This is a genomic window from Aeromonas sp. S8(2024) (genome assembly GCF_041403085.1).
In the GTDB taxonomy this organism is placed as follows: Bacteria; Pseudomonadota; Gammaproteobacteria; order Enterobacterales; family Aeromonadaceae; genus Aeromonas; species Aeromonas dhakensis.
Map to the genome: position 1 here is coordinate 14,957 of NZ_JBGLRF010000008.1, position 25,393 is coordinate 40,349.

General features: G+C 52.3%; 23 protein-coding genes and 1 pseudogene. 9 read left to right on the plus strand and 15 right to left on the minus strand.

What is annotated here, in order from left to right; all coding sequences use genetic code 11:
• Positions 1 to 50: 50 nt before the first annotated feature.
• From ACB031_RS18205 to ACB031_RS18245, 9 genes are all read left to right on the plus strand, one after another.
• Entirely contained in the window at positions 51 to 470 is a 420-nt protein-coding gene (locus ACB031_RS18205; RefSeq protein ID WP_005306646.1) for an META domain-containing protein, read from the plus strand.
• Between the two features lie 79 nt (positions 471 to 549).
• A complete protein-coding gene (locus tag ACB031_RS18210) occupies positions 550 to 1,398 on the plus strand; it encodes an HDOD domain-containing protein (protein WP_017764864.1) in 849 nt (282 codons plus the stop codon).
• Positions 1,399 to 1,403: 5 nt separating this feature from the next.
• Positions 1,404 to 3,233 carry a maltodextrin glucosidase gene (gene malZ / locus ACB031_RS18215; RefSeq protein ID WP_371140020.1) on the plus strand — a complete coding sequence of 610 codons (1,830 nt, stop codon included), beginning with the start codon at positions 1,404 to 1,406 and terminating at the stop codon, positions 3,231 to 3,233.
• 221 nt (positions 3,234 to 3,454) lie between these two features.
• Positions 3,455 to 4,459: a UDP-N-acetylglucosamine 4,6-dehydratase (inverting) gene (gene pseB / locus ACB031_RS18220; protein WP_094698428.1), complete on the plus strand. Its 1,005-nt coding sequence runs from the start codon at positions 3,455 to 3,457 to the stop codon at positions 4,457 to 4,459.
• Positions 4,456 to 5,589: a UDP-4-amino-4,6-dideoxy-N-acetyl-beta-L-altrosamine transaminase gene (gene pseC / locus ACB031_RS18225; protein ID WP_371140021.1), complete on the plus strand. Its 1,134-nt coding sequence runs from the start codon at positions 4,456 to 4,458 to the stop codon at positions 5,587 to 5,589. Before pseB ends, pseC begins: the two co-directional genes overlap by 4 nt.
• Positions 5,590 to 6,210: 621 nt before the next feature.
• The gene (locus ACB031_RS18230) at positions 6,211 to 7,071 is read left to right on the plus strand and encodes a class I SAM-dependent methyltransferase (RefSeq protein WP_124249505.1); all 861 of its coding nucleotides are present in this window, start codon (positions 6,211 to 6,213) and stop codon (positions 7,069 to 7,071) included.
• A gap of 18 nt (positions 7,072 to 7,089) precedes the next feature.
• Positions 7,090 to 7,767, plus strand: a complete 678-nt coding sequence (locus ACB031_RS18235) for an acylneuraminate cytidylyltransferase family protein (RefSeq protein ID WP_124249506.1) — start codon at positions 7,090 to 7,092, stop codon at positions 7,765 to 7,767.
• Positions 7,767 to 10,022 (plus strand): N-acetylneuraminate synthase family protein, encoded by a 2,256-nt coding sequence (locus ACB031_RS18240; RefSeq protein ID WP_371140022.1) that lies wholly within the window; start codon positions 7,767 to 7,769, stop codon positions 10,020 to 10,022. Before ACB031_RS18235 ends, ACB031_RS18240 begins: the two co-directional genes overlap by 1 nt.
• 13 nt (positions 10,023 to 10,035) lie before the next feature.
• Positions 10,036 to 10,698, plus strand: a complete 663-nt coding sequence (locus ACB031_RS18245; RefSeq protein WP_124249508.1) for a TylF/MycF/NovP-related O-methyltransferase — start codon at positions 10,036 to 10,038, stop codon at positions 10,696 to 10,698.
• A gap of 130 nt (positions 10,699 to 10,828) precedes the next feature.
• Here ACB031_RS18245 and ACB031_RS18250 read toward each other — a convergent pair.
• From ACB031_RS18250 to ACB031_RS18320, 15 genes and pseudogenes are all read right to left on the minus strand, one after another.
• Positions 10,829 to 10,991, minus strand: a pseudogene (locus ACB031_RS18250) (DapH/DapD/GlmU-related protein); the annotation flags it as partial.
• 623 nt (positions 10,992 to 11,614) lie between these two features.
• The gene (locus ACB031_RS18255) at positions 11,615 to 12,667 is read right to left on the minus strand and encodes a hypothetical protein (RefSeq protein WP_213344173.1); all 1,053 of its coding nucleotides are present in this window, start codon (positions 12,665 to 12,667) and stop codon (positions 11,615 to 11,617) included.
• Between the two features lie 8 nt (positions 12,668 to 12,675).
• Positions 12,676 to 13,638 (minus strand): GDP-L-fucose synthase, encoded by a 963-nt coding sequence (locus ACB031_RS18260; RefSeq protein WP_124249510.1) that lies wholly within the window; start codon positions 13,636 to 13,638, stop codon positions 12,676 to 12,678.
• A gap of 4 nt (positions 13,639 to 13,642) precedes the next feature.
• Entirely contained in the window at positions 13,643 to 14,767 is a 1,125-nt protein-coding gene (gene gmd, locus ACB031_RS18265) for a GDP-mannose 4,6-dehydratase (RefSeq protein ID WP_017764873.1), read from the minus strand.
• Positions 14,760 to 15,818: a glycosyltransferase family 2 protein gene (locus ACB031_RS18270; RefSeq protein ID WP_080629013.1), complete on the minus strand. Its 1,059-nt coding sequence runs from the start codon at positions 15,816 to 15,818 to the stop codon at positions 14,760 to 14,762. The genes gmd and ACB031_RS18270 overlap by 8 nt, the downstream gene beginning before the upstream one ends.
• Positions 15,819 to 15,867: 49 nt before the next feature.
• Positions 15,868 to 16,860, minus strand: a complete 993-nt coding sequence (locus ACB031_RS18275; protein WP_017764875.1) for a class I SAM-dependent methyltransferase — start codon at positions 16,858 to 16,860, stop codon at positions 15,868 to 15,870.
• Between the two features lie 9 nt (positions 16,861 to 16,869).
• Positions 16,870 to 17,838, minus strand: coding sequence for a glycosyltransferase (locus ACB031_RS18280; RefSeq protein WP_156138708.1), 969 nt, complete (start codon positions 17,836 to 17,838; stop codon positions 16,870 to 16,872).
• 18 nt (positions 17,839 to 17,856) lie between these two features.
• Complete coding sequence (glf, locus tag ACB031_RS18285; RefSeq protein ID WP_197069417.1) at positions 17,857 to 19,017, minus strand: UDP-galactopyranose mutase; 1,161 nt, start codon at positions 19,015 to 19,017, stop codon at positions 17,857 to 17,859.
• A complete protein-coding gene (locus tag ACB031_RS18290) occupies positions 19,014 to 19,997 on the minus strand; it encodes a glycosyltransferase family 2 protein (protein WP_371140023.1) in 984 nt (327 codons plus the stop codon). The genes glf and ACB031_RS18290 overlap by 4 nt, the downstream gene beginning before the upstream one ends.
• A 158-nt stretch (positions 19,998 to 20,155) precedes the next feature.
• Entirely contained in the window at positions 20,156 to 21,343 is a 1,188-nt protein-coding gene (locus tag ACB031_RS18295) for an acyl-CoA reductase (protein ID WP_371140055.1), read from the minus strand.
• A complete protein-coding gene (locus ACB031_RS18300; protein ID WP_025202508.1) occupies positions 21,340 to 22,398 on the minus strand; it encodes an acyl-protein synthetase in 1,059 nt (352 codons plus the stop codon). The genes ACB031_RS18295 and ACB031_RS18300 overlap by 4 nt, the downstream gene beginning before the upstream one ends.
• The gene (locus tag ACB031_RS18305) at positions 22,398 to 23,768 is read right to left on the minus strand and encodes an AMP-binding protein (protein ID WP_371140024.1); all 1,371 of its coding nucleotides are present in this window, start codon (positions 23,766 to 23,768) and stop codon (positions 22,398 to 22,400) included. The genes ACB031_RS18300 and ACB031_RS18305 overlap by 1 nt, the downstream gene beginning before the upstream one ends.
• Entirely contained in the window at positions 23,768 to 24,517 is a 750-nt protein-coding gene (locus ACB031_RS18310; protein ID WP_371140025.1) for an SDR family NAD(P)-dependent oxidoreductase, read from the minus strand. The genes ACB031_RS18305 and ACB031_RS18310 overlap by 1 nt, the downstream gene beginning before the upstream one ends.
• A complete protein-coding gene (locus ACB031_RS18315; RefSeq protein ID WP_017779504.1) occupies positions 24,517 to 24,750 on the minus strand; it encodes an acyl carrier protein in 234 nt (77 codons plus the stop codon). The genes ACB031_RS18310 and ACB031_RS18315 overlap by 1 nt, the downstream gene beginning before the upstream one ends.
• Complete coding sequence (locus tag ACB031_RS18320) at positions 24,747 to 25,283, minus strand: GNAT family N-acetyltransferase (RefSeq protein WP_371140026.1); 537 nt, start codon at positions 25,281 to 25,283, stop codon at positions 24,747 to 24,749. The genes ACB031_RS18315 and ACB031_RS18320 overlap by 4 nt, the downstream gene beginning before the upstream one ends.
• Positions 25,284 to 25,393: the final 110 nt, after the last annotated feature.

Consider the following 25,393-nt stretch of genomic DNA (forward strand, 5'->3'; position numbering starts at 1 on the left):
GGGGGCCGCACAGAGGGTATGCTTGTCACTCCCACTACCGGAGCCCTTTCATGCCCAGATTCTTGCTACTGCTGCTCGCCCTGCTTCTGCTCAGCGCCTGCAGCAGTACTCCCCGCTTTGCCTCGCAAGACCTGCAGCACCACCACTGGGTGCTCGACAAGCTGGATGGCCAGCCCGTCACCGCGGCGCAAGACAATCCGCCCGATTTCGAGATAGGTGAGCACTTCACCGTCAACGGCATCGCCGGTTGTAACCGCTACTTCGGTCAGGGCCACCTCGAGGGGAACAAGTTCTGGGTGACCAGTCTGGGCAGCACAGAGATGGCCTGCCAGGCCCCGCTCGATGCGGTGGAGCAGGCGGTGCTGACCACCCTCACCGAAGGGGCCACCCTGGACGGCACCACCCAGACCCTGATCCTGCAGGGCAAACGGCATCGTTTGGAATACACCCTGCGCGACTGGGTGCTGTAACCCCCCTTCGCATCACAAAGCCGGATCACAAACAGGAACATGTGCCCCGCCTGTGGCACAATATGAGGCAGTGCTCGCAATGGAGGCTGCCTCAGCCATGTCGATGGACCGTCTGTTTGACAAGATCAAACAACTCCCCACTATTCCACAGCTGCTGCATGAGTTGATGCAGAGCTTCAGCGATGAAAATGCCCGCATCGACCAGATCGCGGCCAAGATCGCCATGGATCAGGTGATCAGCGTCAAGGTGCTGCGGATGGCCAACTCGGCCGCCCTGCGCCGCGGCAACGAAGTCACCTCCATCGAACAGGCGGTGATCCGCCTCGGTTTCAACCGGTTGCGCTCCGTGGTGGTCGCCTCCGGCATCATCGGCAGCTTCAAGGCCCCTCCCAGCTTCGACAAGAACAAGTTCTGGACCGAGACCTTCCAGGTCGCCACCATCGCCAAGACGCTGGCCCAGGAGGCCAAGGTGCTCGACCCCGAGACCGCCTTCACCTGCGCCCTCATCCACAACATCGGCGAGCTGCTGATCCAGAGCACATTGCCGGAAGAGGCGGAGCTCATCAATCTGGCGATCCAGAAAGGGAGCAGCCGGGTCGAGGCCCAGCGCGAGATGCTGGGTTACGACTACGCCCAGCTCGGTGCCGAGCTGGCACGGCGCTGGAACCTGTCGGAGGCCTTCGTTGACGCCATCTCCCAGCAGCTGGATCCCCTCTCCCACGATCCGGTCAGCAAGGAGGCGGTACTGATCCGCCTGGCGGTCTTCATCTCCTTCGCCTGGAACGCCGGGGTGCCGGCCCAGGCCATCATAGCCCGCTTCCCCAAGCCGCTGGCCGACCAGCTGGGACTGGATCCCAAGTCCCTCGCCGGTCAGCTCGAAACACTGCATGAACAGGGTAATGCCCTCGCCGATCTTCTGACTCAATAAGCATCATGACCCATCCGTTTCTGTTTCATCCCCAGGTGGCGCCCTGGTTCAAAGAGAGCGCCGACGCCCTGCAACTCACCCTGTTCAGCGAGCTGGACGCGCCGATCCGCGAGGTGTGGCTGCGCCATGAGCCGGACAACGAGGAGTATCTGGTGCCGATGACGGCGGTCTCCACCCGCGATCGGCTGCAGGTATGGCAGGGCACCCTGCCGCTTCACAAGGGGCAGGATATCCACCTCTACTGTTTCAAGTGCCTCACCGACGAGGAGCAGTGGTGGCTGCATGGCGCCGGCGTCAGCTCGGCCATGCCGCCGCGGGAACAGCATTTTCGCTTCAACAGCCTGCACCAGCCACCGGCCTGGGTGCAGGATCAGGTGTTCTACCAGATCTTCCCGGATCGCTTCTGCAATGGCGACCCGTCCCTCAGCGTCAAACATCACGAATACGAGTACCGCGGCAAGGCGGTGATCAGCAAGGCGTGGGGCGAGCCGGTCAGCCGCCACGAAGAGGGGCACGGCGCCTGCGAGTTCTACGGCGGCGATCTGGCGGGCATCGATGCCAAGCTGCACTACCTGCAGTCCCTCGGGGTGACGGCGCTCTACCTCAACCCCATCTTCGACTCGCCGAGCAACCACAAGTACGACACCCAGGACTACTTCAAGGTGGATGCGCATCTGGGCACCAACGCCCAGTTTGCCGAGCTGACGCGCAACCTGCACCAGCGCGGCATGAAGATCATCCTGGATGCGGTGGTCAACCACACCTCCACCGAACACCCCTGGTTCTGCCCGCCGCTGGGGGCCCAGCGCAATCCGGACTCGCCGTGGCGCAGTTTCTACACCTTTGACAGCGAAGGGGATTACGTCAGCTGGAAGGGCATCCGCAGCCTGCCCAAGCTCGACTTCTCCAGCGAACAGGTGCAGGACGCCGTCTATCGCGCCGATGACGCCATCCTGCGCTACTGGATGCGCGCCCCCTACCAGATCGACGGCTGGCGCTTCGACGTCATCCATATGCTGGGGGAGCGCGGCACTGCCGAGGGCAACCGCGGCCACGTGCGCGCCATTCGCGGAGCGGTGAAGCAGGAGAACCCGGACGCCTACGTGCTGGGCGAGCACTTCTTCGAGGCGAGCCAGTGGCTGCAGGGGGATCAGGAGGACGGCGCCATGAACTACTACGGCTTCGCCCACCCGATCCGCGCCTTCCTGGCGGGCCAGGACATCGCCTACCACCCCATCAAGATCAGCGCCGAAGAGCTGGATCGCTGGCTCAAGCTGGCGCGGGCCCACATCCCGTTCAAGAACCAGCTGGCACAGTTCAACCTGCTGGACAGCCACGATACCGCCCGCTTCCTCCATCTGCTGGGGGAGGACAAGCAGCGGATGCGGCTCGCGGCCACCCTGCTGCTCACCTACATCGGCGTGCCGTCCATCTACTACGGCGACGAGGTGGGGCTCTCTGGTGGCAACGATCCGGACTGCCGCCGTTGCTTCCCGTGGGAGACCACCGCCTGGGACCATGTGCTGCACGACCACTACCGCCGGCTGATCCAGATCCGCCGGCAGCGTCCGGCCCTGCGCCGCGGCGACATCCAGACCCTCTATGCCGGCCCCCACAGCTATGTGTTCGCCCGCACCCTGCAAAGCGATCAGGTGGTGGTGGCCTGCAACCGTCACCCCAGCGAGCCGCGCACCATCAGCCTGCCCCTGTGGCAGACCGCGAGCCCGGCCAGCCGCTTCACAGACGCCTTCAACGGCGACAAATTCGAAGTGGTGCAGGGAGAAATACAGCTCACCATCCCCGCCAACTCGGCCAGAGTGCTGCTCTCCAGCTAGGCGTCAAAAAAGCGGAACCCTGTGTTCCGCTTTTTGTTAAAGCCCCCGAGATCGCATAAAGTTGTTTGAACTAGGTTGGATTTCTCTATGAATCATCTAGTTAGTTCACTCAGAGTGGAATAAAACTGGCATCATACAAGGCCGCTTCCGACCCTTTTCGGCTAAACTGGCCCAAGGCACATAAATTGCTTGTCACTTGGCATCACTAGCGAGAATCCGTCATGTTCGACAATAAAACCCTATTGATTACCGGCGGCACTGGCTCGTTTGGCAAGATGCTGGTCAAGACAGTGCTGGAACGCTACAAGCCGAAACGGCTGATCATCTACTCCCGTGACGAGCTGAAGCAGTTCGAGATGCAGCAGGTCTTCAATGCCCCCTGCATGCGCTATTTCATCGGTGATGTGCGGGACGCCAACCGGCTCACCATGGCGATGCGCGGGGTCGACTATGTGGTGCATGCGGCGGCGCTCAAGCAGGTGCCGGCCGCCGAATACAACCCCATGGAGTGCATCAAGACCAACATCCACGGGGCCGAGAACGTTATCCAGGCCGCCCTGCTCAATCAGGTCAAGAAGGTGATCGCCCTCTCCACCGACAAGGCCGCCAACCCCATCAACCTGTACGGCGCCACCAAGCTGGCCTCCGACAAGTTGTTCGTCGCCGCCAACAACATCGCCGGTCAGGATCCAACCCGTTTTGCGGTGGTGCGCTACGGTAACGTGGTGGGATCGCGCGGCTCGGTCGTGCCCTTCTTCCAGAAACGGATCGATCAGGGCGCCACCACCCTGCCCATCACCCACGCCGAGATGACCCGTTTCTGGATCACCCTGCAGCAGGGAGTGGACTTCGTGATGAACAACTTCCCGCGCATGAAGGGGGGTGAGATTTTCGTGCCCAAGCTGCCCTCGGTGCGGATCACCGACCTGGCTACCGCCATGGCCCCTCAGCTGGACCAGGAGATCATCGGCATCCGCCCGGGTGAGAAACTGCATGAAGTGATGTGCCCGTGTGACGACTCCTACCACACCTTCGAGTTCGATGACTTCTTCATCATCGGGCCGACCATCAACTTCAACAACCGCAACAACGACTTCTCCGTCACCGCCTCGGGTGAAAAGGGAACCATGGTAGCCCAGGGGTTCGAGTACAACTCCCGTGACAACGCTGATTTCCTGACGGTTGAACAGCTGAAAGAGTTGAACAGCAAGGTGGTAATGGAATGATCCCGTACGGCAGACAGTCGATCAGCGAAGCGGATATCGAAGCCGTGGTCGAAGTATTGAGGTCAGATTTTCTGACCCAGGGGCCTGTGGTGCCCCGCTTCGAGCTGGCAGTGGCGGATTACTGCGGAGCCCGCTTCGGGGTGGCGGTCAACTCAGGTACGGCCGCCCTGCATATCGCCTGTCTGGCCCTGGGTGTCGGCCCGGGTGACTGGGTCTGGACCTCCCCCATCAGCTTTGTCGCCTCGGCCAACTGCGCTCTCTATTGCGGGGCTCAGGTCGACTTCGTCGACATCGAGCCCGATACCGGCAACATGTGCGCCATGGAGCTGGAGCACAAGCTGCTCGCCGCCAAGGCTCAAGGATGTCTGCCCAAGGTGGTCATCCCGGTACACTTCGCAGGCCTGCCCTGCGACATGCAGGAGATCCACCGCCTGGGACAGGAGTACGGTTTTCGGATCATCGAGGATGCCTGCCACGCCCTCGGCGCCCGCTATCAGGGTGAACCCACCGGCAACGGCCGCTACAGCGACATCACCGTCTTCAGCTTCCACCCGGTGAAGATCATCACCACCGGCGAAGGCGGCATGGCAATGACCAACGACCCTGCGCTCGCCAAAACCATGAGCATGTTGCGCAGCCACGGCATCACCCGGGATCCGGAAGACTTTATCAATGAGCCGGACGGCCCCTGGTACTACGAGCAGCAGATGCTGGGCTTCAACTACCGCATGACCGACATCCAGGCGGCATTGGGGTTGAATCAAATGGCCAATCTGGAAAGCTGGATCGCCAAGCGAGGCGAGATTGCCCGTCGTTACTTTGAAGCATTGGCCCCTGAGCGTCTGCCCCGTTATTTCGGTGCGGAGCGGCGCAGTGCATTCCACCTGTATGTACACCATGTAGCACCCGAACAGCGCAGTAACCTGTTCCAGCGACTACGCGATCATGGTATCGGGGCCAACGTGCACTATATGCCAATCTACAAGCAGCCTTGGTACCAAAAAGGCCATAAGTCCCCCCTGCCGATGGCAGAGGTTTACTATTCCGGGGCCATCACCCTCCCACTTTTTCCACATTTAGCAATCGCAGAACAGCATCAGGTATTCACATTGATAGCTACAGACGCATAACGATGCAAACAAGAACAAGTAAAGTAGCCAAGTTTGAAGCAAATGAGGGGGGTCATGCTAGGTAGTAGCATTGCTCATGAAAGGCGGCATCTTGCAGCCCTACCCACTCGTGATGCCCTACTGCCAGCATTGGTTGTATTGATCCTGACCAGAAAAGAGGGGTTCGCTGCCACCCTGGCCACACTCCCACGTCGTTTTACTCATAGCTACAGGATCAAGGGCACCCCAGCGGCCTTTGTGTATAAGGCAATAAGTGAACCCTCTTGGCTTCTTCAAATACTGGGGTTGGCAACAGACATGCAGGTTGATATAGATCTAACTGAGAGTATAAGAATCCAGCTTGCGGATAGTAACACCGTACACTTTCGTGCTTCCATCAACGCACCGGAACTTCGCTACGGTGCTGAGACTAACACCCAACATCAAGCCATAATATTGGCAAATAGACTCTGGGAGTTACGAATAGACATAAGATAATATCAAAGACATCAATATATTATTTATACCATCACTGAATCTATAAGTTACCATTTTCACTGAGTGACATTTTCTAGGCAATGTGGATGCCATTATAAGGCAACATTAACTCTTATAATTAGACTTCAGACAAGGTAAATAACCATGAATAACATTTTTGACTTTTTGCTAGATGAAGACTTAATTTCACCTGACAGAAGTATAATGATAAGCCAGGCGTGCAGAGACTTGGATGTCTCGGTATACAGAGACACATTAACTGACATAATCTATCTAGACCCTACTTATGCTGGAAAAACAGCACATTATTATACACAGAAAAACTCGATGGGATGTGGAAAGTATCGCAGTGAAGTGGACTTGCTTGATGCAGAAAGAAGAACGAGAGTTTTATCCTCTCTGATACCTGGACGTCGCTGGCTAGACTTTGGATGTGGCCCTGGTTACCAGTTACGCAAAGATGCTCATCTTTGTTTGTCTGCAATAGGTATAGAGATAAACGAAGGAGATAGGGATCAACTCCGGCAGGATGGCTTCCATATCGAGTCATCTTTGGAACAAGTTACTAATTTTCAGCCTGAAGTGATTAGTCTCTTTCATGTTTTAGAACATCTGCTTTCCCCTCAAGATATATTGGAAGAACTAAAATCGATAGCATCCAAAGGCTGCCAACTAATCATTGAGGTTCCGCACGCCAAGGATTGGTTGTTGTTGAATGGCCCTGAAGAATATCGTCAATTTACTTTCTGGTCAGAGCATCTTGTCTTACATACAAGGGCATCGTTACACCGATTACTTGAAAAAAGTGGTTGGACAGTACAATCGGAAGTAGCTGTACAGCGTTATCCCATATGGAATCACCTGTATTGGCTGACTGATAAAAAGCCCTCTGGGATGGGCAATACGATAATGGATGAATCGGCACGTATACTGCATGAGGCTTATGGTAATTATAATGCCATAAGAAATTGTACTGACACTTTATTGTTTATTGCTCGTTGTTAAGCTTCAGGAAGAAGATAAATGAAATTCACTGCACTTATCCCTGCAAGGGGAGGCTCAAAAGGTGTCATTGATAAAAACATCAGACCTATCATGGGGGCACCACTCATCAGTTGGAGCATCCGTCAAGCCTTGGCTTGTAACCAGATTAGTCGAGTGATTGTTTCTACTGATTCAGTACACATCGCCAATGTCGCCCAGAGTTGGGGAGCTGAAGTACCAGAACTCAGACCCTCTGAGCTTGCTCAAGATCACACTTCAACTGAAGAAGTCATGCTCCATGCCATGGAGCATTGGTTAGACGCTGATGATGATGAAGTTGTCGTGCTGCTTCAGCCTACCTCACCTTTACGCATGCCGGAAAGCATTGCCAACGCCATAGATCAGTTCTGCCTCGAACGAGCTGATTCACTCGTATCCGTTTGCGAGAGTCATGCTTTTTTCTGGAAATCTCCTTCTTCACCTAGAGCGCTTTACGATTATGAGAATCGCCCCAGAAGGCAGGATATTCGAGAAGCAGATCGTCAGTATCGTGAAAATGGGTCCATATATCTTACTAAAATCCCCTTGCTAAGAGCGAAGAAAAATCGTCTTGGGGGTAAAATAGCTATGCACTGTATGCAAGAATATGAGTCTTGGGAAATAGACTCTCTAACTGACTTTGCTATTGTAGAAACTCTAATGCGGGAATATCTTTAATGATCATTGATAGAAACGTCACTCGTTATGTTGTTTTCAGCGATGAAACCATAATGCATGCATTACAAAAAATGAGTCTGAACAAGAGCGGTATCGTTTTTGTTTTGACTCAAAATGGCGTTCTCGAAGGAATAATGACGGATGGTGACTTAAGACGCTGGTTACTAGAGGAAACTAACTTCGACTTGTCCTTACCGGTTGCCATAGTTAGCAACCATAATTTTACGAGTGCAGACATAGAAAGTCCCCACGAGAATATTTCCGCACTATTTTCAAGTCGAATTAAATATATCCCTCTACTCGATAAACAACATCGCTTGATGGCAGTTGCTACACAACACAACCAGCCAATCCTGATAGATAATTTCTTAATAGCAGAAGAAAGTCCGACCTTTATAATAGCCGAGATTGGCAATAATCATAACGGTGACATTGTATTGGCAAAAAAGCTGGTAGACTTGGCTGTTGCAAGTGGGGCCAATTGTGCCAAGTTTCAAATGCGCCATTTGGCTTCCATGTATCGTCAAAATACGCGCCAGAAAACGGCCGGAGAAGATCTTGGATCAGAGTATACGCTTCAATTGCTAGAGCGCTTCCAACTGACTACTAAGGAGCTGATTGAAGTATTCGATTACTGCAAAGAGAAAGGCATTATCCCCCTCTGCACACCTTGGGATGCAACCAGCCTTGATGAATTGGAAAACTATGGTATGCCGGCGTACAAAGTAGCCTCGGCAGACCTGACAAATCATGAATTCCTAGAAAAACTGATCCTTACACGTAAACCACTTATTTGTTCTACTGGTATGTCCAGTGAGCAAGAAATAAAAAATGCTATTGCCCTCTTTCAGAGAAATGGTACCCAATTCATAATTTTACATTGCAACTCGACTTACCCTGCGCCCTTCAAAGACATCAATCTAAAATATATAAATCGCTTACAGGAACTCATTCAAAGCGGTCATGTTGGTTATTCTGGTCATGAACGTGGAATTTCGGTCGCGATGGCAGCGGTTAGTTTGGGTGCAAAGATTATTGAAAAACACTTCACTTTGGACAGAAACATGGAAGGTAATGACCATCGAGTCAGTTTGCTACCAGATGAGTTCACTATGATGGTTCAGGGGATTCGTGAAATAGAGCTCGCTATGGGACATAGCAAAGCTAGAGAAGTCACTCAGGGAGAAATGATGAATCGAGAAGTGCTTGGAAAGAGTCTAATATGTACCAGGGATCTAAAAATTGGAGAAATTATCACATCGAATGCTGTAGACATACGTAGTCCCGGAAAAGGATTACCCCCATATGAAAAAAATAAACTCATAGGTATGGTTGCTCGACGAGATATCGCCGTTGGCGATTTCTTCTATCCATCTGATCTTAATGAAAAGACCACACAGGCTCGTCAATATTCATTCAATCGTCCTTTTGGTATCCCAGTCCGCTACCATGATCTGAAAGATATGCTTGGGAAGACTAATCTAGATTTAGTTGAATTCCATCTTAGCTACAAGGACCTAGATCTTGATCCTGCGGATTATTTATCATCTGAAGGCTATGACCTTGATGTAATAGTACATAGTCCTGAGTTATTTTATGGAGATCATATAATGGATCTCTGTTCAGAAGATAAAATATATCGTGAACACTCTATTAAAGAATTGCAAAGGGTTATTGATAAAACTCGTCAACTAGCCTCTTACTTTCATCGCGCGACTAAACCACTAATCATCATCAATGCAGGTGGATTCACTTTAGATAGTTTCATGCCACGTCCAGAGCGCAAGGTTAAATATAAATTAATCGCGGAAGCTATAAAAAGACTTGACAGCCGAGGGGTCGAAATTATTCCTCAGACAATGCCTCCATATCCATGGCATTTTGGCGGGCAACGCTATCACAATCTATTCATGGAGGCCGACGAGATTTCTGACTTCTGTGAAAAACAGGGGATGAGGGTATGTTTGGATATATCACATTCCAAACTTGCCTGTAACCTGAACAAGGATTCCTTTGCAAGGTTTATTCGACAAATAGCTCCATATACGGCTCACTTGCACCTCGTTGACGCTAAGGATGTTGATGGCGAAGGGTTGCAGATCGGTGAAGGAGATATAGACTTTGACGAGGTTTCTGAATTATTGAAGCAACATGCACCAACAGCATCCTTTATTCCTGAAATATGGCAAGGACACAAAAATAACGGCGAAGGATTCTGGATAGCCCTAGAGAGACTCGAGCAATTTAAGATTTAATGAGGCGATAGCTATGAAAGCATTTGGATTTGACACTGAACAGGTATTCACTTATGAAAATGGTTTTTACTTGACTACTGAACAGAAAAGGCTACAGAAACTGATAGCTCATTATGAACTGTATAAAATGATCTCAACAATACCTGGCTCCATTCTTGAACTAGGCGTATTCAAAGGTTCATCACTTATCCGTTTTGCCTCTTTCAGGGATATGCTGGAGACTGCAAATTCACGTAAAATTCTTGGATTTGACGCTTTTGGGCGTTTTCCTCGCCCTGACCATGGGACGGATGCTGATAACAAATTCATCGAAAAATTTGAATCTGTAGCTGGAGAAGGAATTGGAAAAGATGAGCTTAAACAGTTTCTCGATCATAAACGGCTACATAATATCGAACTGATGGCTGGTGATATATTTGAAACCCTACCTGCTTATCTTAAGGATAATCCACAGTTACGTATTGCGTTGCTGCATATTGACGTCGATGTTTATAGCCCTAGTAAATTTGCGTTAGATCTTCTATTCCCTCACATGGTAAGAGGTGGTCTGATTATAATGGACGATTACGGTACTGTTGAGGGAGAAACTCGCGCTGTAGATGAGTTTCTAGCGAAACATAATTTAAATATCCAAAAATTATCTTTTTGTGATATACCATCCTTTATCAAAGTCTGAGCATTATCCTAATTGCTATAGTATGAAAAGAAAAGATCGGGGTTCTTAATGAGCCCTGCTTTTTCTTGAATTTGCTCATCATCCCAATCCCACCAACAAATTCTTTTCAAGATTGAAATTTGTTTTTTATTAAAGCGTTGACGAATAACTTTAGCCGGGACTCCCACCACGATGGCATAATCAGGTACATCACGAGTCACTACAGCACCTGCCCCGACCACAGCACCATCGCCAATTGTCACCCCAGGTAATATAATTGCATTAGCACCAATCCATACATCATTGCCAATCTTAATCTTTTGATTGGAAGACATGCTATACAGATCCAATAGTTCGTCATTCTCCCAGATACCAGGAACACCTTCATAACCTAGGATATCATGTTTGGATATATAGAGTAGAGGATGGGATGTAATACAATCGAGAGGATGATTGAACTCGCCGATTTTAACTGATTCATTAATCGAACAAAAAGCACCAATACGTTCAAGTAATGAACCTTTAAAACAATGGCGTTCATAGCCGTAAGTATACTTCCCAACCTCAACACCATTGATGCTACGCTTTGAGGTTGTCGATATATCCACATTTTTAAAAACCTGAATGAAGTGTTCACCTTCCTTTAAGCCAATATTACGCAAATATTTACTTATTTCTATAAAAAACGAACTAACAATTACTATAAAAGCCTCATTAATGGGCTGTGAATAACTATCCGGAGTAACAACTTCTTTGCCAAGAAAGCACTCTTTCTCAGGACGTGTAGTCATAAAAAAAGTCACTTGTGAATACAACCAAGAATTTTTATTAATAAAATCCTCTGCCGCAGACCCAGTACCATAGATGATTAAATTTCTACCACGAGAGAGTTTTTCTTCAATCATAAGGCGATGTAACATTAGCATAAAGGCTTTCCTTATAGAAAAAAATCTGCCTTCTTATTAACAAAACAATCTAGCTCACCAGACGTTATATTGTATATCTTCTGCCCTCTTCTTTCGGCAAGTCGACGAATATAACCATACTCTAACTTTTGTCGTTCAATAGTTTCTCGCAGTCCATGAAAACCCAATTCCTTATATGCATCGAGTGATATTTTATCATCCACCGAAGTATGTTGGTAAACATGCGGAATAACCTTTCCAGACAATATATCCTCCTTAGTAAAAGCCCACCAAGTATGATCAAATCCAACCAAACAAATTTCTTCATATCCAATATAAAGGGCCAGTAGTATCGCAGGACATAATACATTCTGAGCACAATGCTGCATTTTCGCACTAAAGTCACAGCTTATTATCTCATCTGTAGCAAGCCCAGATGACATATCATAGAAATAGAGGTTCTCCATTTCCGCTTTTTGCCTGTCAAAATAATGTAAAGCATCAGCATTGACTACTAATCTGGTATCAGGAAGTTTAGTCGACAGCACGTTCATTATTGGTTCTAGTAATAAATCACTTTCCAACCAAAAGAGAGGGTCTGCCAATATCCAGAATTTAGGTAATAATTTAACAATCTCATGGCTTTTATAGGCATGATTAACCGCAATACAGTCAAACTGGGCTAACTTGCTTAAATTTATAGTTTTCAGTGAAGGTCCATTGCCAATGATAAAACAACGATCAGTTTTTCGCTTATCTTTAAGTTGCTTATTCTTGTTCAACACATGGCTAGAAATAATACTATCATATGTACTATAATCCATGATGGTGTGTTTAACACCCAACTCACTTAGTTGGCACTGGAGCTCTGTCACATAAGATGACGTAATGATTATCTTACTATCACTCTGCAAATATTCATTTATATTAGTGACCAGATCAATCGTTATACCATTAAACAAGCGACCACTTTTCTTTGGATCATTATCCAAAATAACTCTAGGGACTGTATCACCATAAATACGAACCCATTTATTAAAAAGCTTTTCAGCCAAGCTTGAAGCACCAATCCACACAACACTCATAAAAAACCTTATTCTTTTAAATTAACATTATTAACATACCAGTCCCACGCATTTCGCATGCCTAACTCCAATGTAGTGGTTGCCTGCCAACCCAATTTATTCAATCTTGTTACATCCAGTCTTTTTACAGGAGTACCCTCAAGTTTATTCTCATCAAAACAAAACTCTCCGGTGAAACCACTGATAGCTTTAAGAAGCTCTGCCACTTCACGAATAGAGCAATCAATACCAGTTCCAATATTAATATGAGAACATCTAGGATCAGTCAGTGACTGTAAGTTTTGTTTAGATATAGACATAATATGTAAGCATGCTGCCGCCAAGTCATCGACATGCATGAATTCACGACGGGCGTTGCCACTACCCCAGATCTCTACAAACTTATCGCCTTGTTCAATGGCTCGATAGAACTTTCCTATTAAAGCAGGGATAACATGACTGTACTGAGGGTGAAAATTATCATATGGGCCATAGAGATTGGTCGGCATGGCACAGCGATAATCTCTTCCATATTGCCTATTGTAACTTTCACACAGTTTAATACCGGCAATTTTGGCAATAGCATAAGGTTCATTGGTCGGCTCCAATGGGCCGGTAAGAAGTGCCTCTTCCGAAATGGGTTGTGGGGTCAACTTTGGATAAATGCAACTAGATCCCAGAAATAACATTTTCTGTACATCAACAAGATGTGCACTGTGAATTAAATTAGCTTCAATCATCAAGTTTTGGTAGATGAATTCGGCTGGGAAACTTTCGTTTGCATAAATTCCTCCAACCTTGGCAGCCGCCACATATATTTCATCTATTTGTTGACGCATCAAAAACCGTTTTACCGCTTGTTGATCTGTCAGATCTAGCTCACCTCGAGTAGCGGTCACCAGTTCAACTGAATCCAGCATCGTAAGTTGCCGACACAAGGCTTGTCCTACCATGCCGAGATGTCCAGCAACAAAGACTCTCTTCTTAGCCATATATTCAGTCCCCCATGGACTCACCAATCTCAAATCCGTGTTTTTTCAACAAGGCATGGCACTGCGCTACTTTCACATCAGCAGCAACCATTTCGGCACACATTTCTCTGACTGTAATACTGGGTTTCCAACCCAGTTTTTCTCGTGCTTTACTCGCATCACCTAACAAAGAATCAACTTCTGCAGGACGGAAATACCGGGGATCAATACGAAGGACCACATCACCAGGACGAACTGCCGGAGCCAGCTCTCCCTTGGTTGATACCACCACTGCAACTTCTTCAACACCCTTGCCTTCGAAACGTAATTGCATACCTACATCTTCTGCTGCCCAAAGAATGAACTGACGCACAGAATACTGCTCGCCAGTCGCTATCACAAAGTCTTCAGGTTCTTCTTGCTGTAACATGAGCCATTGTAGTTGTACATAATCCTTTGCATGACCCCAATCCCGTAGAGAATCAATATTCCCCATGTAGAGACAACTATCCAAACCTTGGGCAATATTGGCCAAACCTCTGGTAATCTTTCGAGTAACAAAAGTTTCTCCCCTACGGGGAGATTCATGATTGAAAAGAATACCGTTGCATGCATATAAACCATAAGCCTCACGATAGTTCACCGTGATCCAGTATGCATAAAGTTTGGCAACGGCATAAGGAGAGCGTGGATAGAAGGGGGTGGTTTCTCTTTGCGGTATCTCTTGGACCAGGCCAAACAACTCTGACGTCGAAGCTTGATAAAACCGGGTTTTTTTCTCCAATCCCAACAACCGGATAGCCTCTAGCAGGCGCAGTGTGCCCATAGCATCCACATCGGCCGTATATTCAGGAGACTCAAAGCTGACGGCTACGTGAGATTGAGCCCCCAAATTATATACCTCATCTGGTTGAACCTCTTGAATAATACGGGTCAAGTTAGAGGAGTCCGTCAGATCACCATAATGCAGTACAAAATTTTGATGTTCAATATGAGGGTCTTGGTAGATATGGTCTATACGTTGAGTATTGAACGATGACGCTCGACGCTTGATCCCATGCACCTGATACCCTTTTTCTAACAGAAACTCGGCCAAATAGGAGCCATCCTGCCCGGTGACACCAGTGATAAGTGCGACTTTCTTATTCATAGATTTCATGCCACTTGATGATCCGTGCTACAGGAGCCTTGTGTTGTAACTTCAAAACTATTTCATCACCATGCTCTCCCTCTACGGAGTTAAATAAAATATCCACATTGGAGGGGAAATCATGTAAAGACCAGACTTGTCTACCATTAAAGGTACTGTCACTCCCCAGAGAGGTAATAAAGAAGTCTGTCACAATACCCGATTTTTCAAGCAGCATGTATATTATGTTAGCCATAATACCGGTACCAAAGATACCAATACGTCTTCCTTTCAGTACTGAAACATCTTGCTCCTTCTCCAAATAACTATGAAAAAGCCGCTTCAATAACGTCATATTTTTATTTGCTAATGCCAAAGCTACGTCTTGTTGGTTTACCCTTTCCAAATCAAGAAGTTCGTAAATAATCCTGGTTTCCCGATTGATTAGGTTATAGTTTTCAATATTACTGCTCAGCCCACCAAGATAGAAATGGGCCACTGTTCTGTCAGAAAAATCCCCACGCTTAAAAAGAATGGTCTTCAACATAATATAGGAATCAGCAGCTATATTAAAAGACCGGGGAAAACCACCATATTCCTGCAGCAGGGCTCGCTTCATGAAAAAGCCTTGATGATGAGGATGGCTAAATTCCTGTTCACCATTACGCAATTCATTTCCATGCAAAATCCACTCAGCATTGGTCACAGGATCCTTTATAATAACTCTAGCAGCCAAATAATCTAGAGAATCGTCTTTTACAAATTCGGCCAAAATATCATAAATAACATCTGAGTCACAGAGATGATCATCTGAGCTAAGATAATAAATAATTTCACCCGTTGCAGCAGCTAATCCTTTGTTGAAAGCATCATAAACACCGTTATCTGCTTCTGACACTACTTTCGCTATATGTGGAAATGTAGACACTAGGGTAAGTGTTTGATCTGAAGAACGGCCATCGATAATAATATGCTCTATCTGGGAAATGGCTGTTTGTTTAGCCACACTAGATAAGCATCTTTCGATAGTTGCAGCACTATTATATGTTGCTGTAATGATAGAAACTTTCATTCAATTTTCATCCATTAGACCAGTATAAAGTGCATTCTAAAACCAGAGGTCAGCCATGAACACCTGCCGTTTTTCTCAATACACTGATACAATCCATATCCTTGCACTCCCAATCGATGAGTGTTTGCTCCACCACCTCGAAATCATGGTGCTGGGCAATGAAAGCAACATCATCTTTTGAGATCCTGCTACGTCCGGCCGGATTCAGATTCCATTGGTCGAATACTCTCATATTATCCACCAATGCACCAAGATTAGAGTGATGCATTACAACATACCCCTGATCTTTCAGTACACGATTGAACTCGCCGAGATAGAAATCCAAGCTTTTATAGGAAAAATGAACCATCGCATCCCAAGAATATATCAGACTTAGAGAGCTGGTTTGCTGAGGTAACTGATCTGTACCATTACATTGCATACTGACATTTGAATATTTAGCAAAGCGCTGGCGGCAGAACTCTATTGCGTCAAAGCTGGCATCAACCAATTGCAGATACTGACAACGTGTATGCACTATCTCTGCAATACGTCCCTTACCACAGGCAAAATCAAGGACATTGCTATAATCCAACACACCTTCCAGCCGGCTCAATACAGGTTGAATGAATCTATTATATTGGGCTTGGGCTGAATTCTCTGCCAATTTATAGTAGGCATCCCATTCATCATCTGCCGGGGTAGCACTCAGTCTGGTTTGAATCAGGTCTAGCACATCAATTTTCTGCTCAGCTCCGATACCTACAATTCTCGTAGGATCAACGCCCTCACTAACAAGATACTCTGTTATCTCTTCTTCAAATAATTGAGACGCAATAATAATTTGCTCAGGTTGTTGCCAATTCATCAAATCCGGTGGTAGAAAAATGAGTTGTTGCTGTTTTTCCAAGGACTTAAATTTTCTATCGACCAGCCAAGATACATGACAAAAAGGAACTGCAGCCAACTGGCGAAGGAAATATTCACCAATTTCTCCAGCACCATAGATAGCAATGTTTGCTCCCTTTATGACGCGATCGAAGGGAAACAGTATGAGATTCATGAGTCAACCCTATTTATTGTAGTTCAATACGGATGGTGTATTGTACAGCCAGGTCACGGGGCGAAACCCAAACAGACCATTTTTCTTATTCACATGCCCATTCAACGCACAAAGCCTGGCCCAACGTTCAGATATCACACCAAAATCATCCGTCCAGTCAGCCCTGATACTGCTGCTGAGTTTTTCTAGCCATAAATAAATGCGTTCTAACTCTACATCACTTAAATCACTTCGTAGGTCACAGCACCATTCATGTGCCTCAATATCTATGTCCACGACGCCGAGAGTTTGCATGTATTTGATCATTATCTGCCGATACAAGGTCATTTGACGCGCACGTTTTATTTTTGAGACTTGGGCATCATGAACTCTGTAATGGACCAATACTTCCGGGATGTTGGCAAATTTAACTCCACGACAAAGCGCCATTCTGGACCAGAGCTCAGTATCCTCAACATCTTCATAATGTTTGTCATATGGACATTTCTGAAACAACTCGATTTTGCCCATGATTGAGCTATGGCTGAACCCAGATGAACGAAACAACAGCATGAATTTAATAAATGTATCTTCCCGGCGGTGATGCCAGATCTCGCTGCGAGCCCCGAAAAGCTGCACCCAGCTTCCAACAATATCTATTTCTGGGTGAGCGTTGAGAAAAGCCAACTGACAAGAGAAACGATGAGGTTCACAAATATCATCACCATCCATGCGGGCCAACCATCTGCCCTGGGCTAATGCCACCCCTTCGTTAAGAGAATCTACAATTCCGCGATTTTCCCGGGAAATGATCTTGATCCGTTGATCATGACAAGCTATCCGCCGAACAATTGCAGGTGTCTCATCACTGCAACCGTCATCGATCACCAGCACTTCAAAGTCTGTGAAAGTTTGAGCCTGGATACTAGCAAGAGCTTCTTCGATATATTCTGCACAGTTATAGACAGGTATTAATACAGATAACAGTGGTTTGGTCACGGCATGTGTATCCAAGGTTCAAAGAGTTGTCGTGTGCTTGGCAAAGTGATTCAACGCATTATTCACCGCATCATCCATATCGAAATAACGATACTCGGCAAGGCGCCCCAAGGCGATCAGCTGTGGGAAATTGTTCAATTCATCACGGCACGCTTGGTAATGCTGTTTGGCTATATCGGTAAATAGCGGGTAGTAGGGCTCGAGACCCTGTTCCGGCTGATAGTCACAGGGATATTCGTAAACGATGCTGGTACCGGGATGCACCTGCCCGCTGAAATGCTTGAACTCGGTGATCCGCGTGAAGGCTTCTTCATTCGGATAATTGACGGTGGTAACCGGTTGAAATTGTTCCTGCGCCAGATGGCGATGCTCAAAACGCAGTGAGCGGTATGGCAGGTAATTCCCCTCTGCCGGCAGCAGATGATCCAGCATCCCGGTATAGATCAAGGGGCCGTCAAACGGTGCTCCATCCAGCAGCACCCGCTTATGTTGCCAGTCCAACCTGACGTGCTCTGCCATTGGGGTCGACAGCCTCACTTCAATCAGCGGGTGAGCAAGCATGCGCTCAAACATGGCGGTATAGCCTGCAGCCGGCACCGCCTGCCAGGGGTCGGTGAAGTAGCGATCATCCCGACTGACCACCACGGGTACCCGCGCCGTCACCTCGGGGGAGATCTGCTCGGGCGGTATCCCCCACTGTTTGCTGGTGTAGTTGACGAAGGCCTTCTGATAGATGAAATCCGCCAGTTCGCCCAGCAGGGGATCCTGCTCCTTGCGCAGTTCGAGGATCGGCACTCTGGCGCCGTCCCCGAACCGGGTACGCAGGGCTTCAATCATGGCGCCGGCCTTGTCGGCGGGGAAACAGCGCTCGATGCTGGTCAGATTGAACGGGATAGGCACCAGCTGCCCGTCGATGCGTGACAGCACACGGTGCTCGTAAGGCAACCACTTGGTAAACTGGGACAGGTAATCCCACACCTCCTTGCTGTCGGTATGGAAGAGGTGCGGCCCATAGCGATGGATCAGCACGCCATGCTCGTCATACTCATCGAAGCAGTTACCCCCGATATGGTCGCGCTGTTCCAGCACCAGCACCTTCCAGCCAAGCTGGCTGGCCATGCGTTCAGCCATGACGGCACCAGACAGCCCGGCGCCAATGACGATTGCCTGATAACTCACGCCGCTTCTCCAAACAGTTGTTGCACGACCCGGGCGGGATAGGCCCGCTGCGTCCACGCCAGTTGATGGCGCTCGTCGAAGAACCAGCCAGGGGCCAGCTCCGCAACCTCTGCCGCCGACTGCTCGATGAGCTGAGTAAAGCGGGCGGCATCATCCTGCCGCAAAAAGTAGAGCGCGGCAGAGTAGTAGTGATGGGCACGCCCCTGGGCAATGACCACCGGGTCTGCACCGAATGCAGCGGCATTATCACAGGCGCGCAGCAGGTCGCGCAGCGACTGCTCACGCCGCTCCGCGGATTTGCGGGTCTGCCCGCCGAAGCTCTGGGTATGGAAGCGATAACGCCCCAGCAGCTCGGGGATGAAATCCAGAGTGCCCGGATTGAGGGAGAGATTCAGGATGTGCCAGGGATAATCGAGAATTATCTTGCACCCTTCATCAATGGCATCGGCCATGCCGTCATAGCGGCGAAACATGATGGAGCTGGCATTGACGAAGACCCCGAAGCGGATCAGCGCCTCCCGCGTCATCACGGGTTCGAGGTAACGGGCATTGTAGTAATCGTGGGTGAAGAGCTTGATGCGCGCATCGGTCTCATCATCAAACATCTCCGCCTCGTGATAGCAAAGCGTGCAGCCGGGGTGCGCGTCCAGATAGTCGGCCTGACGCTGCAGCTTGCCCGGCAAGGCCAGGTCGTCGCCATCCACATAGGCAAGGTAGGCCCCTTTTGCTTCACCAAGCAGCCGCTTCTGGGTTCTGGCCAGTCCCATGTTCTGTTCGTTTTGCAGGGCCCGCAGGGCCGGCCACTGCCTTGCCAGCCGCTGCATGATGGACCAGGAGTCATCACTCGAGCCGTCATCGATGGCGATCACCTCGAACTCGAAATCCGTCTGCTGCTCGAGCAGGCTGAGCAGGCAGGGTTCGATGAAGCGCGCCAGATTGTAGACGGGCACCAATACGCTGACTTTCATAGGGAAATCCAAGGGAAAATGAATAGAAAAGAAGCGGATGGAAGAAAATGGGCAAGGCTACCGCACGGTCCCTGTCAACCCTTCTCCCTCTCTGTCAGGTTTTACTGCAAGAGGTATGCCTGACCAAGCTAATCCATTGAAGCTGCTGGATTTATGTGAGCCACACCCGATTATTCACGCCGGCTGAGGCCACGACTGCACTGTTGCAGCATGTCGATGCCATCCCAGTGCCATTCGAATGCGAGCGCTTGTCCCGGCGCCACCACCCGGTCAATCCGGCAGGCAGCGGTAGTCGACAGCGCCGCTTCGACCCCGGCCCTGTCACCGCCGACCCAGACGCAGGTCTGCATGTCCCAGGGCTGCGCCAGCAGCTCATTCAGGGTATCGGCCACAAATTCGGCAACTGTACCTCCTCCGACGTGTGCGAGCCGCAGCCCGCTCGCCGGAGTCAATAAGGTGACGCCGGGCAAGCTGGTCACCTTCATTGCCCCCTGCTCGGCGGCATTTTGTTGACTGTGGATGAGTCGTTCCATCGCCAGGGCGGGATCGGCGGCAAAGGGGGCAAACAGGGCTTCCAGCAGGCGGCGGCGCAGCCCCTCGTCGGGCTCGCCCAGCCAGCAGAGAGTGGTTGGCGAGGCGCAGGCCTGCTGGTTGAAACGGGTGCAGTCCTGCTGCAAGGCATCCAGCATCCGTTGCCACTCTTGCGGATCCAGCCCGGCCAGCCAGCGGCTGTCGAGCACCGCCATCGAGCGGCGATCCGGAAACACCACTTCCTGCGCCGTTGGTGCCAGGGGAATGGCCCGCACCTGGCGAATGGTCTCGTCGCCGCCCCAGATGATGCGCAGCCGGCAGCGAGCCGACAGCCAGGTTGTGATGCCCTCGTCGTGGTCATAGCGAATAAAGCGGGTACGGGCGGCGATCTCTTGCCATTCACCGAGGCTGAACAGTTCGCTGAGGATCGCCAGCATGGCCTCCTGCTGCGGATCGCGGCGTGACGACAGCCGCACCACGCAGGGGTTGCCCATCAACAGGGCCATCAACCAGGAGTAGAAAGCCACCGTCGGCACGTTGGAGGGCACCAGGTGAAAGATGACCCCCAGCGGCCCCCGTCCCTGCAAACGCTGCTGTTCTCTGGCCAGCTGGCGGGGCCGCAGCCAGAAACCGAATGCGGCCAGATCGGGATGACGACGCCCCTCCTGCTGCAGGCGGGCCGACAGCGCCGCCACGAAATCGCAGATGACGGGGGCAAAGCAGGGCAGCGGATGCGGGCAGAAAGTTTGCCAGCCCGCCGTCGGGGCCACGAAGCTGACCGCAGGCCCCTCCTGCCAGAGCACTGTGGTCGCCCCGGACAGGGTCATTGGAAGGTGTCGCTGCATCCCCTCACCTCGGCGCCGTGCTGGCGTCCCGCTACGTGAAAATAACGGCCATGGCGGCCACAAGGGCAGTCATCCTCTCCCAGCAGCACACCGAGATCCTCGCTCAGCAGGCTGTGGCCGGGATAACTGCCGGGGATGGCGGAGAGCACCTGCAGCAGGCCTGGGCTGCCAATCCCGAGTGGCTGATGGGTGAGCGGATCGCGCACCTGTACATCGGCAAACACAGGAGCATGCAGGTGTCCCTGCTCGCACTCGACGAAGATGGAGCCCACCTGCTCCACCATGCCGTAGAAGTTGTGTACCCGACCCAGCCCCAGCTGGTCACGGCAGCGGGCCTTGAAGGCGGGATTGTCCACCGCCAGGTGCTGCAGCTTCTTCCAGCCGCCGCTGTGAAACAGAATGCCCTGTGTCAGCGGCAGTTGCAGACCGCGCTCGCGCAGCGGCTCCAGCAGGCATTGCCAGACCATGAAGGTGAAGCCGAACAGCAGCACCGGCTGGCCGGCATATTTGTCACAGAAGGCCTCGATGACAGGCCAGTTGGGCCGCATCTGCTCGTCAAGGGCATAGGTATGGTCACGGCCGAGGAAGGAGAGCCCCAGCGCACCCGCGCCGCGCGCCGAAAAGCCGCTGCGGTTCTGGATGAGGGCGGGTTGCTCCACCAGCAGCATGGGCAGGCGCTGCTTGCCGACAAACTCCTGCAGGATCTTCACCAGCACCTTGCTCTGCAGGGCGGCGGTCTCCCGGTCCAGCACGATCCGTGATGGTGAACCCGTGGTGCCCGACGAGGTGAGCACCTTGAACACCTCGCTCTGCGGCACGCTCTGCCATTGGGCCAGTTTGAACAGCCGGGCTGCCAGGTAGGGCAGCGCAGCGTAGTCGGTCGCCGCGGCCGTCCAGCCGAAGGCTTGCAGCACATTGTCATAGGCCGTGCAGTGCGCCCGATGGTGCGCAGTCAGCGCGTTGAGCCGCGCCAGCAGCAGCGCCTGTTTGGCGGCCTGGGGCAGCGCGAAGACCGGCGTGCTCAGCAACAGCTCCATCACGCCTCCTCCGCCAGTCTGGCCAGGGCGGCGTAGTCAATCTTGTGATTGGCGGTGCGCGGCAGTTGTGTCACCTGCACCACCTGCACCGCCCGCGGCGGGGCCTGCAGCCACTGCGCCAGCTCGCGCTGCAAGCCGTCGGTCGTCAAGTCATCGCGGGGCTCGACGGCCACCAGCAGGCAGTCGTCACGCCCACCGCAGGCCCCCGTCCAGCCCCAGCGATGGAGCTGGCTCTCGACCTCCGCCAGGCTGACCCGCTTGCCGAACAGCTTGAGAAAACGGCTGAGCCGGCCGCAGATGTAGTAGCGGCCCGCCTCGTCGCAGCGGGCCAGATCGCCGGTGGCCAGCTCCTGCAGCTGGGCGCCCAGCGCCAGATCAGCGGCGGTACCGGCGTAGCCCAGCATGACGTTGTCGCCGCGATAGACCAGCTCCCCCTCCCCTGGCTTGCCCCCCTCCTGCGCGCGCAAGGCGAACTGGCCGCCGGGAATGGCACGACCGATGGCATCGGGATGAGCGGCCACCTCGGGCGCCGCCAGCCAGGCCATGCGGGCGGTGGCCTCGGTCTGGCCGTACATGACGAAGAAGCGCCGATCCAGCCGCAGGGCCTGCTCGGCAAACTGCTGCGCCAGCGCGGGTTCGAGACGCCCGCCCGCCTGGGTCAGGGTCTGCAACGAAGGGTAGCGGCCCCAGTCAAAGCGCAGCCGAGCCAGCATCTGATAGGTAAAGGGCACCCCGGCAAAGCTGCTCACCTCATGCAGATCGACCTGCTGCCAGAAGTCTCGCTCCAGCACGCTCCCCTCGTGCTGCACCAGGGAGGCGCCCACCAGCAGATGGCTGTTGAGCACCGACAGGCCGTAGGAGTAATACAGCGGCAGGCTGGTGATGGCCCGCTCGGCCGCGGTCAGCGCCAGATAATCGGCAATGGAGGCGGCGTTGGCCGCCAGATTGCGCCCCGACAGCCGCACCCACTTGGCGCTGCCGGTGCTACCCGAGGTCGGCAGCATTACCGACAGCACCGGGTGCAGGGCGGGCGTCGTCGCGGCGAGCCGCTCCAGCTGGCCGGCGTCATTGACCCGCCAGCTCACGCCAAACTGCCGGCAACTGGCATCGTGCTGACTCGCAGGGAGGGCCGGGTCTGCCAGCATCACGACATGCCCCAGCTTGAGCGCCGCCAGATAGTGCAGCAGGTGGGTGGTGCGGGTGAAAAAGGGCAGATAGACCAGGCTGCGCTCGTCCGGATAGCCGGCCGCCAGCCGCGCCACCCGCCGTGCCAGCTCGCCGTAGGAGAGCCAGCCCTCTTGCGGGTCGCGCCAGGCCGGCGCCGGGTTGTCTTCCCGCAGGTGGGCGAGCAGTACGTGCGCGTGATCCATCAGACCGTCATGCCTCCATCCACACCGATGACCTGACCGGTCACATAGCTTGCCAGGTCGGAGGCGAGAAACAGCACCACCTTGGCCACCTCGTCCGGGGTGCCGATGCGCCCCATGGCGATGCTGGCGAGCCGCTCGGCAAACTTGTCGTCCGGGATGGCGTGGGCCATCTCGGTGTCGATGAAACCGGGGGCGATGGCATTGACCCTGATCCGGCTGGCGGCCAGCTCCTTGGCCAGCGACTGGGTGATGCCGATCACCGCCGCCTTGCTGCCGGCATAGCTGCAAAGGCCGGCGGCACCGACCCGCCCCATCAGGGAGGCCAGGTTGATGATGCTGCCGCCACCGCTGCGCTGCATCAGGCGGGCGGCATACTGGCTGCAATAGACCACGCTGAAGGTGTTGTGACTGAAGGTCTGCTCCAGCTGGGCCTGGTTGACCATGCCCAGCAGCCCCTCTTCCAGCATGCCGGCATTGTTGACCAGCACGTCCAGCGCTCTGGTCTGGGCAAACAGCTGCTGAAAGGCCTGCTTGACCGCCTGCGGCTGCGCCACGTCGACACAGAGCGAGTGACAAGGCACGCCGAACTCGGCGCCGAGCTCATCGGCTAGCCGGCTCATGGCCGCCTCATCGCGTCCCGCCAGCCACAGCTCGGCCCCCTGCGCGGCAAACAGCCGGGCAATGGCGAGCCCGATGCCGCGCCCGGCGCCGGTGATCAACACCCGCTTGCCTTGCAGCAGCCCCTGCATCAGAGGGCGACCCCGTATTTGGCGAGGATCTCCCGCGCCTTGGCGACCGAGCTCATGTCGATGATGTCATCGGTATCGAGCAGCACGCCGTAGCAGTCCTCCAACTGGGCGATCAGGCCCATGTGGGCGACGGAGTCCCACTGGGGAATGCTGTTGTAGGCCAGCTGGTCGCTGACAGTGCCGACGTCGATGCCGAGGGCATCGGCAAAAACCTGTTCCAACGCTGTAGTCATCTGAAAAATCTCCGTAGCCGTTCTCGGGCGGCATAATAGTCGGCGGGCTGCAGTTCGAGGGCGATGAAGTCACCCTGTTGCCCCTGTTGGCGATAGCCGAGTTGCGCGTTGAGACGCAAAGCGGCGTCGTTGCCGGTGCGCACCAGGGTGCGGATGCAGCCGAGCTGGAAGTTATCGAAGCCCTGATCGAGCTGTGACAGGGCGGCGGCGACGGCCAGCATGGGGTGACGCACGCTGGAGCGGCCCAGATAGAGGCCGGCATCGGCCACCGGCTGCCCCTGCAGCGATTGCCGCGTCTCCCCTTTCAGGTTGACGTAGCCGGCCCGCAGGCCGCGGCACCAGAGCACCCAGTGCTGCTGGTCAGACCGTTCCAGGCTGCTGACGAACCACTGCCGTTGCTGGCGGGGGGAGATGAGCGTCTGCTCCACCATCTGCAACCGCACCTCGTCCAGGTTGCGCCAGCGTCGCAGGGTGGGCAGATCCCAGGGCTGGAGCGGGCGCAATTCGACACCATAACTCATGTTCAATACCAACGACGTCCCATCACTTGCCCATGTTATCGACCATCACCGGGCAATTCCGTAGCAAAGCTCAATAATATAAGATGAAAACTCGGTATAATCTCAAAAATAATCAACGAGTT

Coding starts and splice junctions, on each gene's coding strand:
- ACB031_RS18205 (WP_005306646.1), top strand. CDS start 51: ATGCCCAGATTCTTGCTACTGCTGCTCGCCCTGCTTCTGCTCAGCGCC.
- ACB031_RS18310 (WP_371140025.1), bottom strand. CDS start 24,517: ATGCAGGGGCTGCTGCAAGGCAAGCGGGTGTTGATCACCGGCGCCGGG.
- gmd (WP_017764873.1), bottom strand. CDS start 14,767: ATGAATAAGAAAGTCGCACTTATCACTGGTGTCACCGGGCAGGATGGC.
- ACB031_RS18235 (WP_124249506.1), top strand. CDS start 7,090: ATGAAATTCACTGCACTTATCCCTGCAAGGGGAGGCTCAAAAGGTGTC.
- ACB031_RS18210 (WP_017764864.1), top strand. CDS start 550: ATGGAGGCTGCCTCAGCCATGTCGATGGACCGTCTGTTTGACAAGATC.
- ACB031_RS18270 (WP_080629013.1), bottom strand. CDS start 15,818: ATGAAAGTTTCTATCATTACAGCAACATATAATAGTGCTGCAACTATC.
- ACB031_RS18255 (WP_213344173.1), bottom strand. CDS start 12,667: ATGAGTGTTGTGTGGATTGGTGCTTCAAGCTTGGCTGAAAAGCTTTTT.
- ACB031_RS18260 (WP_124249510.1), bottom strand. CDS start 13,638: ATGGCTAAGAAGAGAGTCTTTGTTGCTGGACATCTCGGCATGGTAGGA.
- malZ (WP_371140020.1), top strand. CDS start 1,404: ATGACCCATCCGTTTCTGTTTCATCCCCAGGTGGCGCCCTGGTTCAAA.
- ACB031_RS18295 (WP_371140055.1), bottom strand. CDS start 21,343: ATGACCCTGTCCGGGGCGACCACAGTGCTCTGGCAGGAGGGGCCTGCG.
- ACB031_RS18245 (WP_124249508.1), top strand. CDS start 10,036: ATGAAAGCATTTGGATTTGACACTGAACAGGTATTCACTTATGAAAAT.
- ACB031_RS18275 (WP_017764875.1), bottom strand. CDS start 16,860: ATGAATCTCATACTGTTTCCCTTCGATCGCGTCATAAAGGGAGCAAAC.
- pseB (WP_094698428.1), top strand. CDS start 3,455: ATGTTCGACAATAAAACCCTATTGATTACCGGCGGCACTGGCTCGTTT.
- ACB031_RS18240 (WP_371140022.1), top strand. CDS start 7,767: ATGATCATTGATAGAAACGTCACTCGTTATGTTGTTTTCAGCGATGAA.
- ACB031_RS18305 (WP_371140024.1), bottom strand. CDS start 23,768: ATGGATCACGCGCACGTACTGCTCGCCCACCTGCGGGAAGACAACCCG.
- ACB031_RS18300 (WP_025202508.1), bottom strand. CDS start 22,398: ATGGAGCTGTTGCTGAGCACGCCGGTCTTCGCGCTGCCCCAGGCCGCC.
- ACB031_RS18230 (WP_124249505.1), top strand. CDS start 6,211: ATGAATAACATTTTTGACTTTTTGCTAGATGAAGACTTAATTTCACCT.
- pseC (WP_371140021.1), top strand. CDS start 4,456: ATGATCCCGTACGGCAGACAGTCGATCAGCGAAGCGGATATCGAAGCC.
- ACB031_RS18315 (WP_017779504.1), bottom strand. CDS start 24,750: ATGACTACAGCGTTGGAACAGGTTTTTGCCGATGCCCTCGGCATCGAC.